Below are 15,538 nucleotides of genomic sequence, written 5' to 3' on the forward strand. Positions count from 1 at the left end.
TTCCTATGGGCAGATGACCTTTCTTCATATGATTCCATACTGGACCTCCCCTTCGAGATACCTTTATATGGAGATCACATCAGTCTTTTCACTCTGCTGATGGCACTGAGCACATTCCTATATACCCGCATGAATAGCGCGCAGATGCCTGCGAGCCAACCTGGGATGCCCAACATGAAGACCATCATGTACATCTTCCCATTCATGATGCTCTTCTTCTTTAACAGCTTCGCTGCAGGACTGAGCTACTACTACTTACTGGCCAACCTGTTCTCGATCGGCCAGATGTTTGTTATCAAGAATGTGATCATTGACGAGGACAAACTGAGAAAGAAGATAAAGGCCAATCAGAAAAAGCCCGTCAAGAAGTCGAGCTTTCAAAAAAGACTGGAAGAAGCCGCCAAGAAACGTGGTTATCCGACCCGATGATAAGACTCATCCACATCCTGATGATCGCAGCACTCCTACTGGGAGGAGCTACAGCCTGTAAGGACAATAATTTCAAAGAGACCCGTGCTGAACTTCTGGAGAAGAAGAAGGAGCGCAAACTCGAGTATGAGGCCAAGAAACAAGCGGAAGAACAAGCACAGAAGGAATTAGAGGCCAAAGCATTGGCCGAAGCACGTGTGGACGCTGAACGTCTGGCTGCCCAAGCAGCATCAGGAGTCGCTGATACCACTAACAAACCGGTTATCGTGCAGCGCTATGAGCAGGATTCGCTGCTTCTACAATTCGAGCGCAGGCCCTGTTTCGGAAGATGTCCGGTCTACAAGATCAAGGTCTTTGAGAGTGGCTACACCACCTATGAAGGAGTGAACTTCGTGGAATACATGGGCTACTATCAGGCGCGGCTTTCAGCAGCTGAGATCGCCTCTATCTACCAGATGGTGGCCGAGGCAGACTACTTCTCTTTGAATGACCGCTACGATAATGAGAACATCATGGACCTGCCTTCTATGATATTCAGAGTGCAAGCAATGGGCAAGGATAAACGCATTGTGGCACGATATGAGATACCGGATGAATTGAATCGATTTGCCGAGCAGATCGATCAACTCTTCGCAGATACCGATTGGCACCCGGTCCACCAATGAGGTGTTGTATGATTTTGGACTTTAATTAACATGAATAGCAAAATGAACAGATTAATAATCAGCGCACTGGCCTTGATACTCAGTTTGAGTGGCCTGCAAGCGCACGAGGGCATGTGGATGCTCAATATGCTCAAGAAGATCAACGAGGCTGAAATGCAGGACCTTGGTCTGAAATTGAGTGCGGAGGATATCTACAGCATCAATAATTCATCCGTCAAGGATGCCATAGGCCGTATGAACTACGGTATGTGTACCGTGGAGATGATATCTCCCGATGGTCTCACACTGACCAATCACCACTGTGCATACAGCGCCATACAGTCACACAGTACTGTGGAGAATGATTATCTCTCAGATGGATTCTGGGCCAAGACGCGTGCCGATGAACTACCTATAGAAGGTATGGTTGTGAGCTACCTCGTACGCATTGATGATGTCACTGATCGCATCAACAGCCAGCTGACCCCTCAGATGAGCGAAGAAGAACGCGAAGGGAAGATCAGAGAACTCAGCAACACGATCAAAAGCGAGTTCATGAAGGATAATAACTACGAAGTGGATGTCAAATCCTTCTTCGGTGGAAATGAATTCTACGCCTTCACATATGAGACTTTCTTAGATGTCAGGTTGGTGGGAGCACCCCCGAGCAGTATCGGAAAGTTCGGAGGTGATACGGATAACTGGATGTGGCCACGTCACACCGGTGATTTCACCTTGCTACGTGTCTATGCAGGCAAGGATGGAAAACCAGCTGCTTACTCAGAAGACAACATTCCGCATCAGCCCAAGCATTTCCTTCCTATCTCACTCGATGGTGTAGAAGAGGGAGATTTCGCCATGATCCTCGGATATCCCGGAAGCACAGACCGCTATCTGTCCTCCCATGGAGTGGAATTGGCCCTAGAAGTCGATCAACCGGCACGCGTCAAGATCCGTGGAGAGAAGCTCCGTCTCATGAAAGAAGACATGGATGCCAGTGATGCAGTGCGTATCAAGTACGCTTCCAAGTATGCCGGAGTGAGTAACTACTGGAAATACTTCCAAGGGCAGATGAGAGGCCTGAAGCGACTCAATGTATTCGAGAAGAAACAGCAGCTTGAAGATGATTTCCTCGCCTGGGTCAACGGAGACCCTGTGCGAAGGGACAAGTACGGAGAAGCAATAACCTTGCTTAAAGATGGGTACAAGGGAATCGCAGACTACAAACTGGCAGAGACCTACCTACAAGAAGCCGCTTTCGGTTCAGAACTATTGATCCTAGCCTATAGAGCCGGTCAATTGAAGGCGGCATTGGAAGAGGAAGATGAGAAGATGATCGAAGCGAGCGTAGCCGGCATGAAGGACCGAGCTGCGGCCCATTTCAAGGATTACAACATGGGTACCGACAAGAAAGTCACCGCCCGTATGCTTGAAATGTATGCTGAAGCCATCTCTCCGGAATTCCAGCCGGAATTCATGATCAAGGCCGGAGGAAAGAATGCCGATTGGCAGAAGATCACCGACAAGATGTATGACAAATCGGTATTTGCGAGTGAAGAAGAGTTCAATGAATTCCTTGAAGACCCAAGCGCGAAGAAACTCGACAAGGACCCGGCCATGACGGCCATCAACCAGTTCTTGGACATCTACAGAGGCAAGATAGGAGCCGGAGCAGGACCTTACTACGCAATGACCGATAAAGGCTATCGCCTTTTCATCGCAGGGCTGCGAGAGATGAATCCGGAAAAACCATACTATCCCAATGCAAACTCGACCATGCGCTTGACCTATGGCGTGGTAGGAGATTATATCCCGGCTGATGGTATGCGCTATGACTACATCACCACTACTGATGGGGTATTGGAGAAAGAAGACCCGAACAATGATGAATTCATTGTTCCGGCTCATCTCAAGGAGCTGATCCAGGAAGAGGAATTCGGTGAATATGCCGATGAGAACGGGGATATGATCGTCTGCTTCATCAGCAACAACGACATCACTGGTGGAAACAGCGGTAGCCCGGTCATCAATGGTAAAGGAGAACTGATCGGATTGGCTTTCGATGGGAATTGGGAGGCTATGAGTGGCGATATCGCATTCGAGCCAGAATTGCAAAGGACCATCTCGGTAGATATCCGCTATGTTCTATTCATCATCGATAAATACGCTGGGGCCAAGCACCTCATCGAAGAGATGAAACTCGTCAAAGCACCTGCCGTAAATGACGTAAGTCCTGAGGTACAGACCTTGATGAATTGATGATCTTGAATAAAGACTTTGAAGCCCGATGCTTGTCATCGGGCTTTTTTTGTCGGTCTATCTACAGCGACTGATCGGGAAGTAGATTGGATGATTCTGATTGTAGGTATGAAGGAAGCGGAACATGTTCTCCTTGCGTTTCTTCCTCGTCAATTGCGAGTAACTGGATCTCAATATAGGATCATCACTGATCTGCTCGGAGAGATTCTTCTCATTGAATTCATACTTTTCTCCCGTGCGCATATCCACGAAGAATTCCACTTGCACCTCCCTTCGCACGGGTGCGTACGTGAATCCATTGTAAAGAGTGTTGTTGTAATCCATGATCTCCTCCCGATGGATGACATGACAGAGCGTACCGATCACGACCATACGGTCAAAGAAATCCTGATTCTTCAAATAGACCTTGCCTGAACTACTGAATCCCCAGATGGAATCCTTGGAGACTGCGAGCAAGGAGTCTTGACTAGCAATGAACCATGGTTGCTCCGCATCGATCCTATCCAGGGTATTTCCCATCTCATCCCTCAGTTGATCGATGGGATAGGCCGGACAATTGTCCTTGAATTCTTGAAAGGCAGTATAGAGACCATCCTTGAACTTGAATCCAGGACTGTATCTCCCCAGAGTATCCCTTTGCCCTAGGACAGGGATAGTGAAGAATATGATCGCTATACAGAGAAATCCTTTCATCAATGATTATCCATCACATAGTGTACCAGAATCAAGGACTGGAGCAGGATTCTGCATTCCACGCATAGGTTGAAAACTCGTTGAAATCGAATCCCTTTGCCCCTTTACCTCGGCCTATCGCTAATATAACTTTCCGTTTGCATTCTATCTGAGCTGTTTTGAGGAGAAAAGTCATCATATCCATGGCTTTGTCCCTACCATTCTGGTTATTCTGCCAAGAACCCACGGTGATCCGTGATTATGGCGGTAAGCGCGTGGTACAGGACCCGAGCAAGTATGCGCTTGTGGGTACTTCATCCCACCAGGTCATCATAGAGCACTATGAATTGATCTCGGGTAATGAACGGGACCAACTCATCGACCTCATCATACAGGACATCGACTACTACATGGACCGCGTCATGGAGATCAGCGATGGAAGCATGGTCGTGCGTAAATCGGATAAGCAGATCATGAAGGATCTCAAGAGCATAGTCGACCACAAGATCAAACTCTATGATTATCAGGTGGACCGGCCCTTCGAAGGGTTCTCAGAGGCATTCAATCAGAAGATCAAAGACCTCGAACGCTTGAACTGGAGCACGGAAGACACTCGTGGGGAATTGTCCTATGACTCCCAAGAGATGGCTTTGAACTATGTGAGAAGTCAGATATCGGAGCTCAAGGATATCAGCACCCGTGACCTGAGCTCCTATGCAGATGCGCATATCCATGAGTATATCAGCACGGATTTTCCAAGCGACCTGGCCATGGACCCTGGACCTGTGGACACAGGTGAATGGGTGGTCAATTCTCCCCTCATCCCCATCGACTACACGCTGGCCTCCATACAGGAGGAAGACCTAGGTCTGTTACTCCCTCCCGAGTTGGATCCTCAAGAGATAGCTTCAGGAACTGATGAGAAGATCGTCCAGCTACTGGAGAGCAATAACAAGCTCATCGCCACCTTCGGTCAGCAGATGATCGCTCTCCAAGAAGAGATGCTCGCTCTGCGCAGGGAGAGCCTCGAGTTCCGGACCGAATTCAGCGATATGCAGAATGAGATGGCAGACATCCAGCTGGCCATACAGGAGATTCGCTCGAGCAATCAGATCGCTCAGAGCAATCCGGGATTACGCAGTTTGAACACAGAGGATCCCTATGTGGTCCGCTTCGAGAAGAACAGCGATCACATCACCTTGGCCTATCAACTGGAATTGAATGAAGTCTATCACCTATTGATGCTTGACCCAGGGAGAAAGGTGATGATCACCGGATATGCCGACCAGTCCGGCTCAGCGGATTTCAACGCTCAGATATCCAGAATGCGTGCACTTTCTGTGAAACATTACCTGAGACAGAAAGGGATTCCGAGCGATCGTATGATCATCAACTTCTTGGGTGATTCGGTCTCAGATAGTGAGAATCCTCTAGACAGGAAGGTAGAGATCGCCTGGCTAGGAACGGACTGATTCCTGTACCCCGATATCCACAAGGGATTTGCCTTTGAGAATAGGTATAGCCCGACTCTGATTGGGTGTGAGGCAATACTTGATATCGGCATTCATGTTCAGTTTCTGGAGCCTTCTTCTGTGAGAACTTGCTTTGAGAAAGCCGAGATAATTGTTGCTGGCCGATTGGAACAGGTACTTGGCCATGATGGTGCTATCCTCCACGGATTGGAATTTCATGGAATCCAAGAGTCTTTCAGCTATGGCTCCTGCGCATATGGTGTCTTCCAGATTCAATTTATCCCTCCATCCGGAACAGAGCAGTAATACGTCCTCGTTCTGCTCGATCAGCCAATCACACAGCACATCCAGATTTAAAAGAGAGCCGATTACCACGGTGCCTGCATTCTTCTTAGCAATATTGATCGCCCGAGTTCCATTGGTGGTAGTGAGGACCACCGTTTCTCCTTTCAGATCATCATCCATGAAACCGAATGGTGAGTTTCCTCGATCGAAACCTGCCACAATCTCTCCATTGCGTTCGGCCGCTACGATGAATCCTTTCACCTTGTACTCCAGTGCTTTCTCGATGCGGCTGACAGGGATGATCTTCTCCACACCATAATCGAAGGCCGTACAGATAGCTGAAGTGGCTCTCAGCACATCGATCACGACCACGATCTGATTGTACTCCTTGTAGCGATCGTATTTGTCAGGCGTGACACATACCTCTACGTGCTTTTTGTTAGGATCCTTGATCATATTCTGGTCATTTGGCGATGAAGGGTGGGCGTTTTACAGTGGCCTTGAGCTGCTTGTTTCTGACTCCGATCCGGATCGAGGTCCCTTCCTTTCTGAATTCATTGCTGACATAGCCCATTCCTATCCCCTGCTCCAGTACTGGACTCATCGTACCCGAGGTGACCTGTCCGATCTCCTCCCCAGCTTCATTTAAGATGGGATAATCCTTACGCGGGATGCCCCGTTCTTCCATCACGAATCCCACCAATCTTCTCGCTGTCCCTTCGGCTTTCTGCTTCTCCAGTCGCTCCCGATCGATGAAATCCTTGGTGAATTTGGTGATCCATCCCAGACCCGCCTCGATGGGTGAGGTAGTATCATCGATATCGTTTCCATACAGGCAGAAACCCATCTCCAACCTCAGCGTGTCACGCGCTGCTAGACCGATCGGCTGGATGTCATATGCTTCACCAGCTTCCATAATGGCCTTCCAGACCTTGGGTGCCTCGCTGTTCTGCACATATATCTCTACTCCTCCTGCTCCCGTATACCCGGTGGTAGAGATCAGTACGGTATCGCATCCCGCGAAAGGTCCATATCTACAGGTATAGTATTTCATATCGGCCAGTGGCATGTCTGTAAGAGAACCGATCGCCCGAATAGCCTGGGGACCCTGAACAGCGAATAAGGACATGCCATCTGAGATGTTCTTCAATTCCGCACCCTCGGAGTTATGTGAAGTGATCCAGTCCCAGTCCTTTTCGATATTGGAAGCATTGACCACAAGAACATATTCCTCATCATCGGTACGGTAGACCAGCAGATCATCCACTATCCCCCCTTGGCCATTGGGAAGACAGCTGTACTGTACCTTTCCTACTTCCAACACAGCAGCATCATTGGAAGTCACTTTCTGGATCAGGCCAAGGGCATGAGGCCCACTCACAACGAACTCCCCCATGTGGCTCACATCGAATATCCCTACACCATTACGTACGCACATGTGCTCATCCTTCACCCCAGCGTACTGCACAGGCATGTTGAATCCTGCAAATTCCACCATCTTGGCACCTAGCGATTCGTGGATGTCATTCAATGCGATCTTCTTCATATAACGGGATTTGATAGATGCAAAAGTAGCGTTCCAAAGAGGAATCCTAGCACCCCCTCCCCTTGCCTATATTTGGCGGGATGATGCTCGACCTCGATAGATTCCGCCAGCGATTTGCGCCTCGCTGGTTGATCATGTTGATCGATACCTGTATTGTCCTCGCATCATTGGCCTTGGCGTATGCTCTCCGATTCGATTTTGCCATCCCAGATGTAGAAGGGGAACTTTTGCAAACATCCATCTTCCTATTTCTGGCAGTACGATTGGGCGGTCTATTGATCAGCAGGACCTATGCCGGAGTCATTCGGTACACGAGCACACAAGATGCAGCTCGTATACTTCGGGTCTGCTTGATAAGTACTTTGGTGCTCTTGGCAGCCGGACAGCTTCGCTATTTCATCTTTGATCAGGTCTACTTCCTTCCCACATCGATCATCATCCTCGAGTTCTTCCTGACCACCTTCCTTCTCATCACTTTCAGACTGGTGGTCAAACTGCTCTATTCCGAACAGAAGAACCCTAGAAAGCTGAAAAAAAAGGTCATCCTCTATGGGGCCGGTGAATCTGGAGTGATCACCAAACGCACCTTGGATAGGGATGCAGGAAGTGCCATGGAGGTAGTGGCTTTTATAGATGACGACCCGAGAAAGGCCGGCAAGAAATTAGAGGGAGTGACCATTTACAAGTCCGAGCGACTGGAAGAACTCATCGATGATCATGAGGTCGATCAACTCATCAGCACGATGATGCGACCCGATATAGAAAAGCGACAGAAGGTCATCGACCTCTGTATCGATAAAGGAGTCAAGGTATTGGATGTTCCACCGGTAGGACGATGGATACAAGGTGAGCTCAGCTTCAGACAATTGCGTCCTATACCTGTAGAAGACCTGCTCGAACGCTCCGTGATCCAATTGGATACCAGTGCAATTTCCCAAAGCCTGCAGGGAAAACGCATAATGGTCACCGGTGCAGCAGGCTCTATAGGTTCTGAGTTGGTAAGACAGATCACCCGCTACAGACCCGAGGCCATCTGTCTATTGGACCAAGCGGAGAGTCCATTGCATGAGATATCATTGGAGGTCACAGATTCAACTGAGCAAGAAATCGTGTTGACCGTATTGGCCGACATCTGCCACCGAGAACACCTTCAACGGATATTCAAAGAATTCAGACCTGAGATCGTATTCCACGCTGCAGCCTATAAACATGTGCCTATGGTGGAATCCAATGCATATGAGGGCATTCGGACCAATCTAGGGGGCACTAGGAATCTGGTCGACCTGGCCATTGAAAACAAAGTAGACCGATTCGTTATGATCTCAACAGACAAGGCGGTCAATCCGACCAATGTCATGGGTGCCAGCAAGCGTGCAGCTGAGATGTATGTATCAGCACTTTCCGAGGATTCCTCAACGCGATTCGTTACGACTCGCTTTGGAAATGTTCTAGGCAGCAATGGCAGCGTCATCCCGCGATTCAAGAAACAAATCGAAGATGGTGGACCGGTGACTGTCACTCATCCCGATATCGAGCGATTCTTCATGACCATCCCTGAGGCCTGCCAATTGGTATTGGAAGCTGGAGCCATGGGCAAGGGAGGAGAGATCTTCGTATTCGATATGGGTAAAGCCGTACGTATCGTGGATCTTGCTCATAAGATGATACGACTCAGTGGACTGGAAGTGGGCAAGGATATCGAGGTAGAGATGACCGGTCTACGCCCGGGTGAGAAGATCAAAGAAGAGGTACTGGCAGACAAGGAGAATACCCTACCTACCCACAATGAACGCATTCTGATTGCCAAGACCCGAGACATCCCTACTGATACCATTGAGCGGATAACATCCTTGCTTGACGATAGTGATTCGGACCTGGAATCAAGCGTCAAGAAATTGAAAGATTTGATTCCTGAATACCGTAGCCACAATTCTAAATTCGAAGCACTCGACCGATGACTCATAAGACCAGAATACCCGTGCGTTTTGCCGACATCGATGCCATGGGCCATGTGAACAATGCCGTATTCCTCAGCTACTTCGAGCAGGCAAGAATCGATTTTTTCAATACCCATGTCGGAGGCGAATGGGATTGGAAGGACCAAGGAATCGTGCTGGCCCGGAATGAGATCGATTACATGATCCCTATTCTTCTCAATGATGACGTATGGATCCAGACCGAGATCGAAAGATATGGGACCAAGAGCATGACCATGGGATTCACCGTATACGATGGACGAGCTACAGATGCTCCTAGGATATTTGCCAAAGGTCGTTGCGTATTGGTGGCCTTCGATTACCATGCCGGTATCACGAAACCCCTACCAGAAGAATGGAAGGCCACTTTTCAAGCCGATTGAGCATCTTCTACTCCTGTTTTTGATAGTATGACCACGCACACCAGCATCAAGATCTCTGAACTACAGAGAGAAATAGAGGACTACATCCGTCTAAGAGAGAACAGCATCCTCTAAAATTTCAAGGATGAGGATGGTCAGGTCATACCACATATCATCACAGTGAATCCCAGACACCATCAATCCTTTCTCTTCCATACTAGTTATGGAAAGAGCTATAAGGGCATGAGAGTTCCTATACCATCCAATGGTCGGTCAAGGAGGATGACCGCTTACAGACCTCCTATTTCAGTGCGAAGAATATCCTTGGCGCATTGGATAAGCTGTACTTCGATCGTGATACGAATACCATTACCATTCTCAACGTAAGTCTCATTCCGATCACGTGAATCTATTTTACACAGGATTCTGTTTGCAATAAGGATTGCACCCCCGATGCTAAGCATAGGCTGAGGATAGCTTTGTTACTAAAGCTTTTTTCAGAATATGTCCATATTGAACTCCTTTCTCATCGGAAGTCATCTGATCGGTCTGCTTTTCTTGAATCTCATTCCCATGCCCAAAGGAGTAGAGATCAGCCATGACCTACCTGCCACTACGGTCATAGGTTCAGAGCACTGGGTCTATGTGACCATCGAGAAGAAGAAGATCGGAGGATTTGCCAAATTCCAGGTGGACGTACCCAAGGGCATTCAGATCGAACCCGGTGATCTCAGAGGTGCATCTTTCACCTTTGCTGAAGGGGCCGCCAAGATCATATGGATGAGTCTCCCGCAAGAGGATGAGTTCCAGATCAGCTATAAGCTGACCGTTTTCGATGACTGTGAAGAGGGAAACAACACGATATCACAGCGATTTGCATACTTGGATAAGAATCAGAGGAAGATCGAAGAGATACCGGATCATGTTATGTTCGTAGGTTCTGAGAATGTATCCAACCAATTCGTACCTGATACATTGGCCAACGGAATACGCACTATCACTCAACTCAATGGTGATCACTTCCTCGTACAGATCGACCTCTACAAGGATGGGATCAAAGGATTTGCCAAGATCGAGGAGATACTTCCTGAAGGATTGAGTGCCGAAGCTGTCAAGAAATCCAATGCGGTATTCACTCAGATAGACAACAAGGTGAAGTTCGTATGGTTCAGTATACCTGAAGAGGACAGCTTGTATGTGGTATATGAGGTCTTCGCGGATGAACCAGTTATCAATGGTCTACCGATCCAGGGTGAATTCACCTATCTACGCAACAACGTTTCAAAGTCGATCGATCTACAATCCCGAGACTCCTCTTGGGATGAAGAATTCATTACAGAATCCATCTCTGATAGCTTGGAGGAAGCCATAGATACGACCGAAGTAGCAGAGGAAGTCACAGAAGAGGTCATTGAAGAGGTCCTGCCAGATACTTCTGAAACCCAGGTAGAAGAGGTCGAAGAGACTGTTGAGGAGATTGTAGAAGAGACCCAGGAAGAGGTTGAAGAAATTGTAGAAGAGACTCAAGAAGAAGTGATAGAGGAATTCCAAGATGTCACCGATATCCCCGATCCAGAGACCGGAGTAGCCTATCGCGTGCAGATAGCTGCTGGGAAGAATGTGGTGGACGAAGTCTATTTCGAGAAGCGGCACAGTTTTACCGACCCTTTCACCATAGAGAATCATGAGAAGTGGGTGAAGTATACCACAGGCTCTTTTCCTGTGTATAAAGAAGCGAGAGACAAGCGCAACTTCATCCGAGACAGTTATAACTTCGATGGACCATTTGTCACAGCCTATAATGACGGGAGGAGAATCACAGTACAGGAGGCACTGATGATCACCGAGCAGAAGTGGTATCAATGAACCCAATTCCCAATTGATGACGAGACTCTCTACGCTACTCATCGTACTGACCAGTTCCTTGTTCATCCATGCACAGGAGCCAGAGAATACCACCTACATCGGTCTGGGAACAGGTACCATGACCTTCTTCGGTGATGTGGCCGAGCAGAATCAAGGCTATAGCCCCTTTCTTGGAAGACCCGGATTTCACCTGACCATATCCAATCCTATCAATGAATACCTCCATGGAGGTTTGGAAGCCATGTTCGGCACTACGAGCGCCAATGAACGTAGTATCAATAGAAATCTCAATTTCAGATCAGAGATACGGAGCGGTGGACTTTTTGTAGGATATAACTTCCATCACTTCTTGAATGAAGATCGCTTCATCAGCCCTATACTGAGCGTAGGTGTGAGCGGATTCGAATTCCTTTCAAAGACCGATCTGTTCGATTCCGAGGGCCGTAGATATTACTACTGGGATGACGGCACTATCAGAGATCGCGATCAATTCGCACCAGATGCCGAAGCAGCACAATTCCTAGTGCGCGATTACGAATATGAATCCGACCTACGCGAGTTGGATCTGGATGGATTCGGTGATTACAATGAAAGAGCCTTTGCCATACCCATCGGTTTAGGAGCAGAATTCAAAATGGGCAAGTACTTGGATGTCACTATACATACCCGCATGTATCTGACCACCACAGATTATATCGACAATGTGACGGCAGAAAGCGTAGGTGATAGAGCCGGAGATTCCAAGAACGACCGTTTTCTCTATACCGGTTTCATCGTACGCTACGGTCTACATAAACGAATCGTACCTGAAGGCTCCGATCTCGACCCCGAACTGCTTGCCAATCTATCAGATAGAAGTGATGAGGATGGTGATGGAGTGGTCGACCTGATCGATGCCTGCCCGCATACTCCAGAAGGAGTGCAGGTCAATGCCACCGGATGTCCTCTAGATGGGGATAAGGACGGTGTACCAGACTATATGGATCTGGAGCTGAACACGGCAGAATCGGCCTATGTCGATGCGAATGGAGTCACGTTGAGCGATGCCGATTTCGAATACCGATATCAGCGCTACGTGGCGGGACAAGACTCCAATTTAGTAACCGGCACAGTAGAATCTGCGAGCATTCCTAAACCAGTATTCACTCCACGTCCCGGCAAGAAATTCATGATACAGATCGGGGAGACAGAAGAAGGGATCAGTTCACAATTGGCCTCCCTCCTTTTAAGTATTCCTGATGTGCAGACCATCAACAATGGGGATACGGTGCTGTATATGGTCGGTGACTACGACAATCTACCGGACGCTGTGCGGAGAAAGCTGGAATTGACCGGATTGGGATTAGAAGGGGACATCGTTTCAGCTGAAGACGGCATCGTGACGGATGAAAGCAAAGAAGCCCGTAAGATCATCCGTGAATTGGAAGATGAAGGGTTTGAAGCCTCAGGCACCATGGATGAGAATGAAGTTTTCTGGCGCATACAGGTCGGAGCTTTCAGAAATTCGCTATCCTACAACATCTTCTCCTCGCTGCAGGATGTGATCACATTGAATGGGGATGATGGACTGACCCGCTATTTCTCAGGTGTATACGATAACCGTAAAGATGCCGAGGTGTATCGGGACATCTTACATAATAGTGGCTACAACGATGCCTTCCTAGCTGCATTCAGGGGCGGTCAACGCATCAACGTGGTAGAGGCGATGGGTGGAAATTCCAGCGCTACAAGTGATGATTTGTGGAGCAGGGCCACTACCAATGGATTTGATGAGGATTTGATCACCTACAAGATCGTGCTTGCAGAAAGTGAAGGGTCTATCGAAGCCAAGAAACTAGAACAGTTCAGAGAATTAGGTAGTATCGAACAGATCAGCACACCTTCACAGACCTATTATCTCACCGGAAAGTTCTCCAACAAAGAAGCTGCTCAAGAACAGCTGCAGGATCTACATCGATCGGGTCTTCCAGAAGCACAGGTAGTGGGAATGTTCAATGGAGAGATGCTCACCATAGAAGAGATCGAATCCATGAAGAAGAATTGATCTATTTCGACTTCTTTCTCTTAACATGAATTTAGGAGGTGAAGAATTTAAAAAGCCTCGGACCGTATAGGACCGAGGCTTTTACCTTTTCAATGCTTTGATATCAGACTATCGGATCAAGCGCTTAGTTGATCGCTGTCCGCTGTCCCTATCGATAATATCTACGATCATAAGACCATTCTGCAGAGCTATGGAAGTGCTATATAGTCTACCCATATTCACATTCTGTTCTGAGAATATCCGTTGACCCACGGCATTGTAGACTTCTATATCCACTGATCCTGAGCTATCGGTTCCTCGAATGAACAGATTCGAATCATCTGCCCAAACGTCATACTGGCTCTCCTGGGAAATGTCTCTGACATTCTCGAAATTGAGCCTGGGAGTGATCACCAAGTAGAATCTGTTTTCGTACTCACCAGCATCCAAGGTCAAGGTAGTTGTGGCCACATCCCGTATCTGGTGATACTCATCATTGAGACTATCATAGATCTTTACAGTCAGACCTGCAGCGAATCCTGAGAATCCTTCGGTATTGAACTCCACGTCACCTTGAACTCCCACGTATATAGACATCGGGATCATCGTCTCTTCATCTAGTGTCGCAAATGAGTATATACTCGCATTCACACCGTCCGCAGTAAGCAGGCCGACTGATGGGTAGTTAGCGTTGGTGCTGCGCAGTTCATACGCATCTAGATCACTATCGAATTCCATGGTAGCCTCTCCATCGAGGCGAATAGCAGCTTCATCCGTCTTCCCGTTAGAGGTGGTCATCTGCACCTTGAAGAAGCTGATGTCCTCATAATTTCGGAAAGTCTCATCTACATTGGACTTCGCACCTTCCACAATACTCATAACAGGCAATGGAGTGTCTGTTTGCACCCAAAATGCTTGAGATGATGGGATATACTGCGTACCGCCATTGGTTCCCACTCCAGCGATATAGCTAGAGAATTGCGCGTGTTCTGACACCCATACGTAGATTGCATCCTTGACTCCGGTACGCACCCAATTTGGTGTATCGTCCCAATCGATGGTCGATGGGTATGGATTGGAGACCAGGTTCCACCCATCATCTACAGCACTACCTGAATTCGTATAAGTCAGCGACCATGCAAAAGCACCGGTCACGGGAGGACCTGCGACTGACAGAGTATGTGGGCCCTGTGCGATATACGCTCGAACTCCTTCTCCAGTTGGTATAGCATCGGCTGTTGAGGTGACATTGTAGACTCCAATATCCTTATGACCAAGCTGGGTCTCGTCATATCTCGTGATGCTACAGAATCCGAAAGTCGGCCAGTCCGACCCAGTAAAGCCCGTGGTGATAAAGTCATCGTTCCAATCGGCAATAGACATTCCGGTGACAGATGATCCGATCAAGTGCCATTCGTTCCCTGGTGGGTTCATATAACGATCAACTTGTAAGTCACCATTGAAGGTGGCAAGTCCCATCACTCCAAGTCTTCCAGTAGCTGTAGCGTTGGAAGCAATCACCACATTATCATTAGTGGTCAATTCTCCATTGTCCATCAGCAGTGTCCCATAGATATTCATGGTCCCAGTGACATCCACTTCGATACCACTATCCTTATCAATGGTTACATTATCAAAATCCGTTGTACCTGATACAGTTGAGATGTTTGCTCCCTCGAAAATGACAGTGCCGCCATTTCCCACATAATCTCCTGTACACACCCAGTCTTTTTCTACATAGACATCGTTGTCATTGGCGTCCAGATAGTTTGAGACATATACCTCATTGGAAACTGTGATATCAGACACGAGTTGAGGGGTGCCTGAAAAGTCCACATCATAGAATCCTTCTTCACCCGTATAGTTGAAGATGGTTCCACTTCCAGAGAATGTGACATTACTTGTGCGTGGTGTGAAACGACCACTTATATTGTTCCAGTCACCCTGGATTTCCACGTCATAGTTTATACCTGATCTGCGTACATCGAAGGTGCAGTTATCAAT

Annotated in this window: 11 protein-coding genes and 1 pseudogene; 8 read left to right on the top strand and 4 right to left on the bottom strand. The window is 48.0% G+C overall.

From position 1 onward, the window contains the following. The 3 genes from HKN79_09770 to HKN79_09780 form a co-directional block, all read left to right on the top strand. A partial coding sequence (locus HKN79_09770) for a membrane protein insertase YidC (GenBank protein NNC83856.1) occupies positions 1-429 on the top strand: 429 nt, incomplete at its 5' end. Beyond that, the gene (locus HKN79_09775) at positions 426-1,094 is read left to right on the top strand and encodes a hypothetical protein (GenBank protein ID NNC83857.1); all 669 of its coding nucleotides are present in this window, start codon (positions 426-428) and stop codon (positions 1,092-1,094) included. The genes HKN79_09770 and HKN79_09775, both read left to right, overlap by 4 nt. 42 nt (positions 1,095-1,136) lie before the next feature. Continuing rightward, the gene (locus HKN79_09780) at positions 1,137-3,332 is read left to right on the top strand and encodes a S46 family peptidase (protein ID NNC83858.1); all 2,196 of its coding nucleotides are present in this window, start codon (positions 1,137-1,139) and stop codon (positions 3,330-3,332) included. Positions 3,333-3,389: 57 nt separating this feature from the next. Here HKN79_09780 and HKN79_09785 read toward each other — a convergent pair whose 3' ends face one another. Then, a complete protein-coding gene (locus HKN79_09785) occupies positions 3,390-4,025 on the bottom strand; it encodes a hypothetical protein (protein NNC83859.1) in 636 nt (211 codons plus the stop codon). Positions 4,026-4,207: 182 nt separating this feature from the next. Here HKN79_09785 and HKN79_09790 point away from each other — a divergent pair, with 182 nt between their 5' ends. Beyond that, positions 4,208-5,476, top strand: a complete 1,269-nt coding sequence (locus HKN79_09790; GenBank protein ID NNC83860.1) for an OmpA family protein — start codon at positions 4,208-4,210, stop codon at positions 5,474-5,476. Here HKN79_09790 and HKN79_09795 read toward each other — a convergent pair. Together HKN79_09795 and gcvT are read right to left on the bottom strand one after the other, a co-directional pair. After that, positions 5,462-6,217, bottom strand: a complete 756-nt coding sequence (locus tag HKN79_09795; GenBank protein ID NNC83861.1) for a 2-phosphosulfolactate phosphatase — start codon at positions 6,215-6,217, stop codon at positions 5,462-5,464. The genes HKN79_09790 and HKN79_09795 overlap by 15 nt on opposite strands. 7 nt (positions 6,218-6,224) lie before the next feature. Continuing rightward, on the bottom strand, positions 6,225-7,307 hold the full coding sequence (gene gcvT / locus HKN79_09800) for a glycine cleavage system aminomethyltransferase GcvT (protein NNC83862.1): 1,083 nt from the start codon (positions 7,305-7,307) through the stop codon (positions 6,225-6,227). Positions 7,308-7,387: 80 nt separating this feature from the next. Here gcvT and HKN79_09805 point away from each other — a divergent pair, with 80 nt between their 5' ends. From HKN79_09805 to HKN79_09820, 4 genes and pseudogenes are all read left to right on the top strand, one after another. Continuing rightward, the gene (locus HKN79_09805) at positions 7,388-9,265 is read left to right on the top strand and encodes a polysaccharide biosynthesis protein (GenBank protein ID NNC83863.1); all 1,878 of its coding nucleotides are present in this window, start codon (positions 7,388-7,390) and stop codon (positions 9,263-9,265) included. After that, a complete protein-coding gene (locus tag HKN79_09810; protein NNC83864.1) occupies positions 9,262-9,666 on the top strand; it encodes an acyl-CoA thioesterase in 405 nt (134 codons plus the stop codon). The genes HKN79_09805 and HKN79_09810 overlap by 4 nt, the downstream gene beginning before the upstream one ends. Before the next feature lie 483 nt (positions 9,667-10,149). Next, the gene (locus tag HKN79_09815; protein ID NNC83865.1) at positions 10,150-11,511 is read left to right on the top strand and encodes a hypothetical protein; all 1,362 of its coding nucleotides are present in this window, start codon (positions 10,150-10,152) and stop codon (positions 11,509-11,511) included. Positions 11,512-12,370: 859 nt separating this feature from the next. Continuing rightward, positions 12,371-12,496, top strand: a pseudogene (locus HKN79_09820) (OmpA family protein). 1,167 nt (positions 12,497-13,663) lie between these two features. Here HKN79_09820 and HKN79_09825 read toward each other — a convergent pair. Continuing rightward, positions 13,664-15,538 (bottom strand): hypothetical protein (locus HKN79_09825; GenBank protein NNC83866.1); only part of this gene is annotated, 1,875 nt, incomplete at its 5' end.

It is taken from the genome of Flavobacteriales bacterium, from assembly GCA_013001705.1.
Taxonomy (GTDB): domain Bacteria; phylum Bacteroidota; class Bacteroidia; order Flavobacteriales_D; family JABDKJ01; genus JABDLZ01.

Excerpts from the sequence above, each read along its gene's own strand:
- HKN79_09775 (NNC83857.1), top strand. The coding sequence starts at position 426 with ATGATAAGACTCATCCACATCCTGATGATCGCAGCACTCCTACTGGGA.
- HKN79_09815 (NNC83865.1), top strand. The coding sequence starts at position 10,150 with ATGTCCATATTGAACTCCTTTCTCATCGGAAGTCATCTGATCGGTCTG.
- HKN79_09785 (NNC83859.1), bottom strand. The coding sequence starts at position 4,025 with ATGAAAGGATTTCTCTGTATAGCGATCATATTCTTCACTATCCCTGTC.
- HKN79_09795 (NNC83861.1), bottom strand. The coding sequence starts at position 6,217 with ATGATCAAGGATCCTAACAAAAAGCACGTAGAGGTATGTGTCACGCCT.
- HKN79_09805 (NNC83863.1), top strand. The coding sequence starts at position 7,388 with ATGATGCTCGACCTCGATAGATTCCGCCAGCGATTTGCGCCTCGCTGG.
- HKN79_09810 (NNC83864.1), top strand. The coding sequence starts at position 9,262 with ATGACTCATAAGACCAGAATACCCGTGCGTTTTGCCGACATCGATGCC.
- gcvT (NNC83862.1), bottom strand. The coding sequence starts at position 7,307 with ATGAAGAAGATCGCATTGAATGACATCCACGAATCGCTAGGTGCCAAG.
- HKN79_09780 (NNC83858.1), top strand. The coding sequence starts at position 1,137 with ATGAACAGATTAATAATCAGCGCACTGGCCTTGATACTCAGTTTGAGT.
- HKN79_09790 (NNC83860.1), top strand. The coding sequence starts at position 4,208 with ATGGCTTTGTCCCTACCATTCTGGTTATTCTGCCAAGAACCCACGGTG.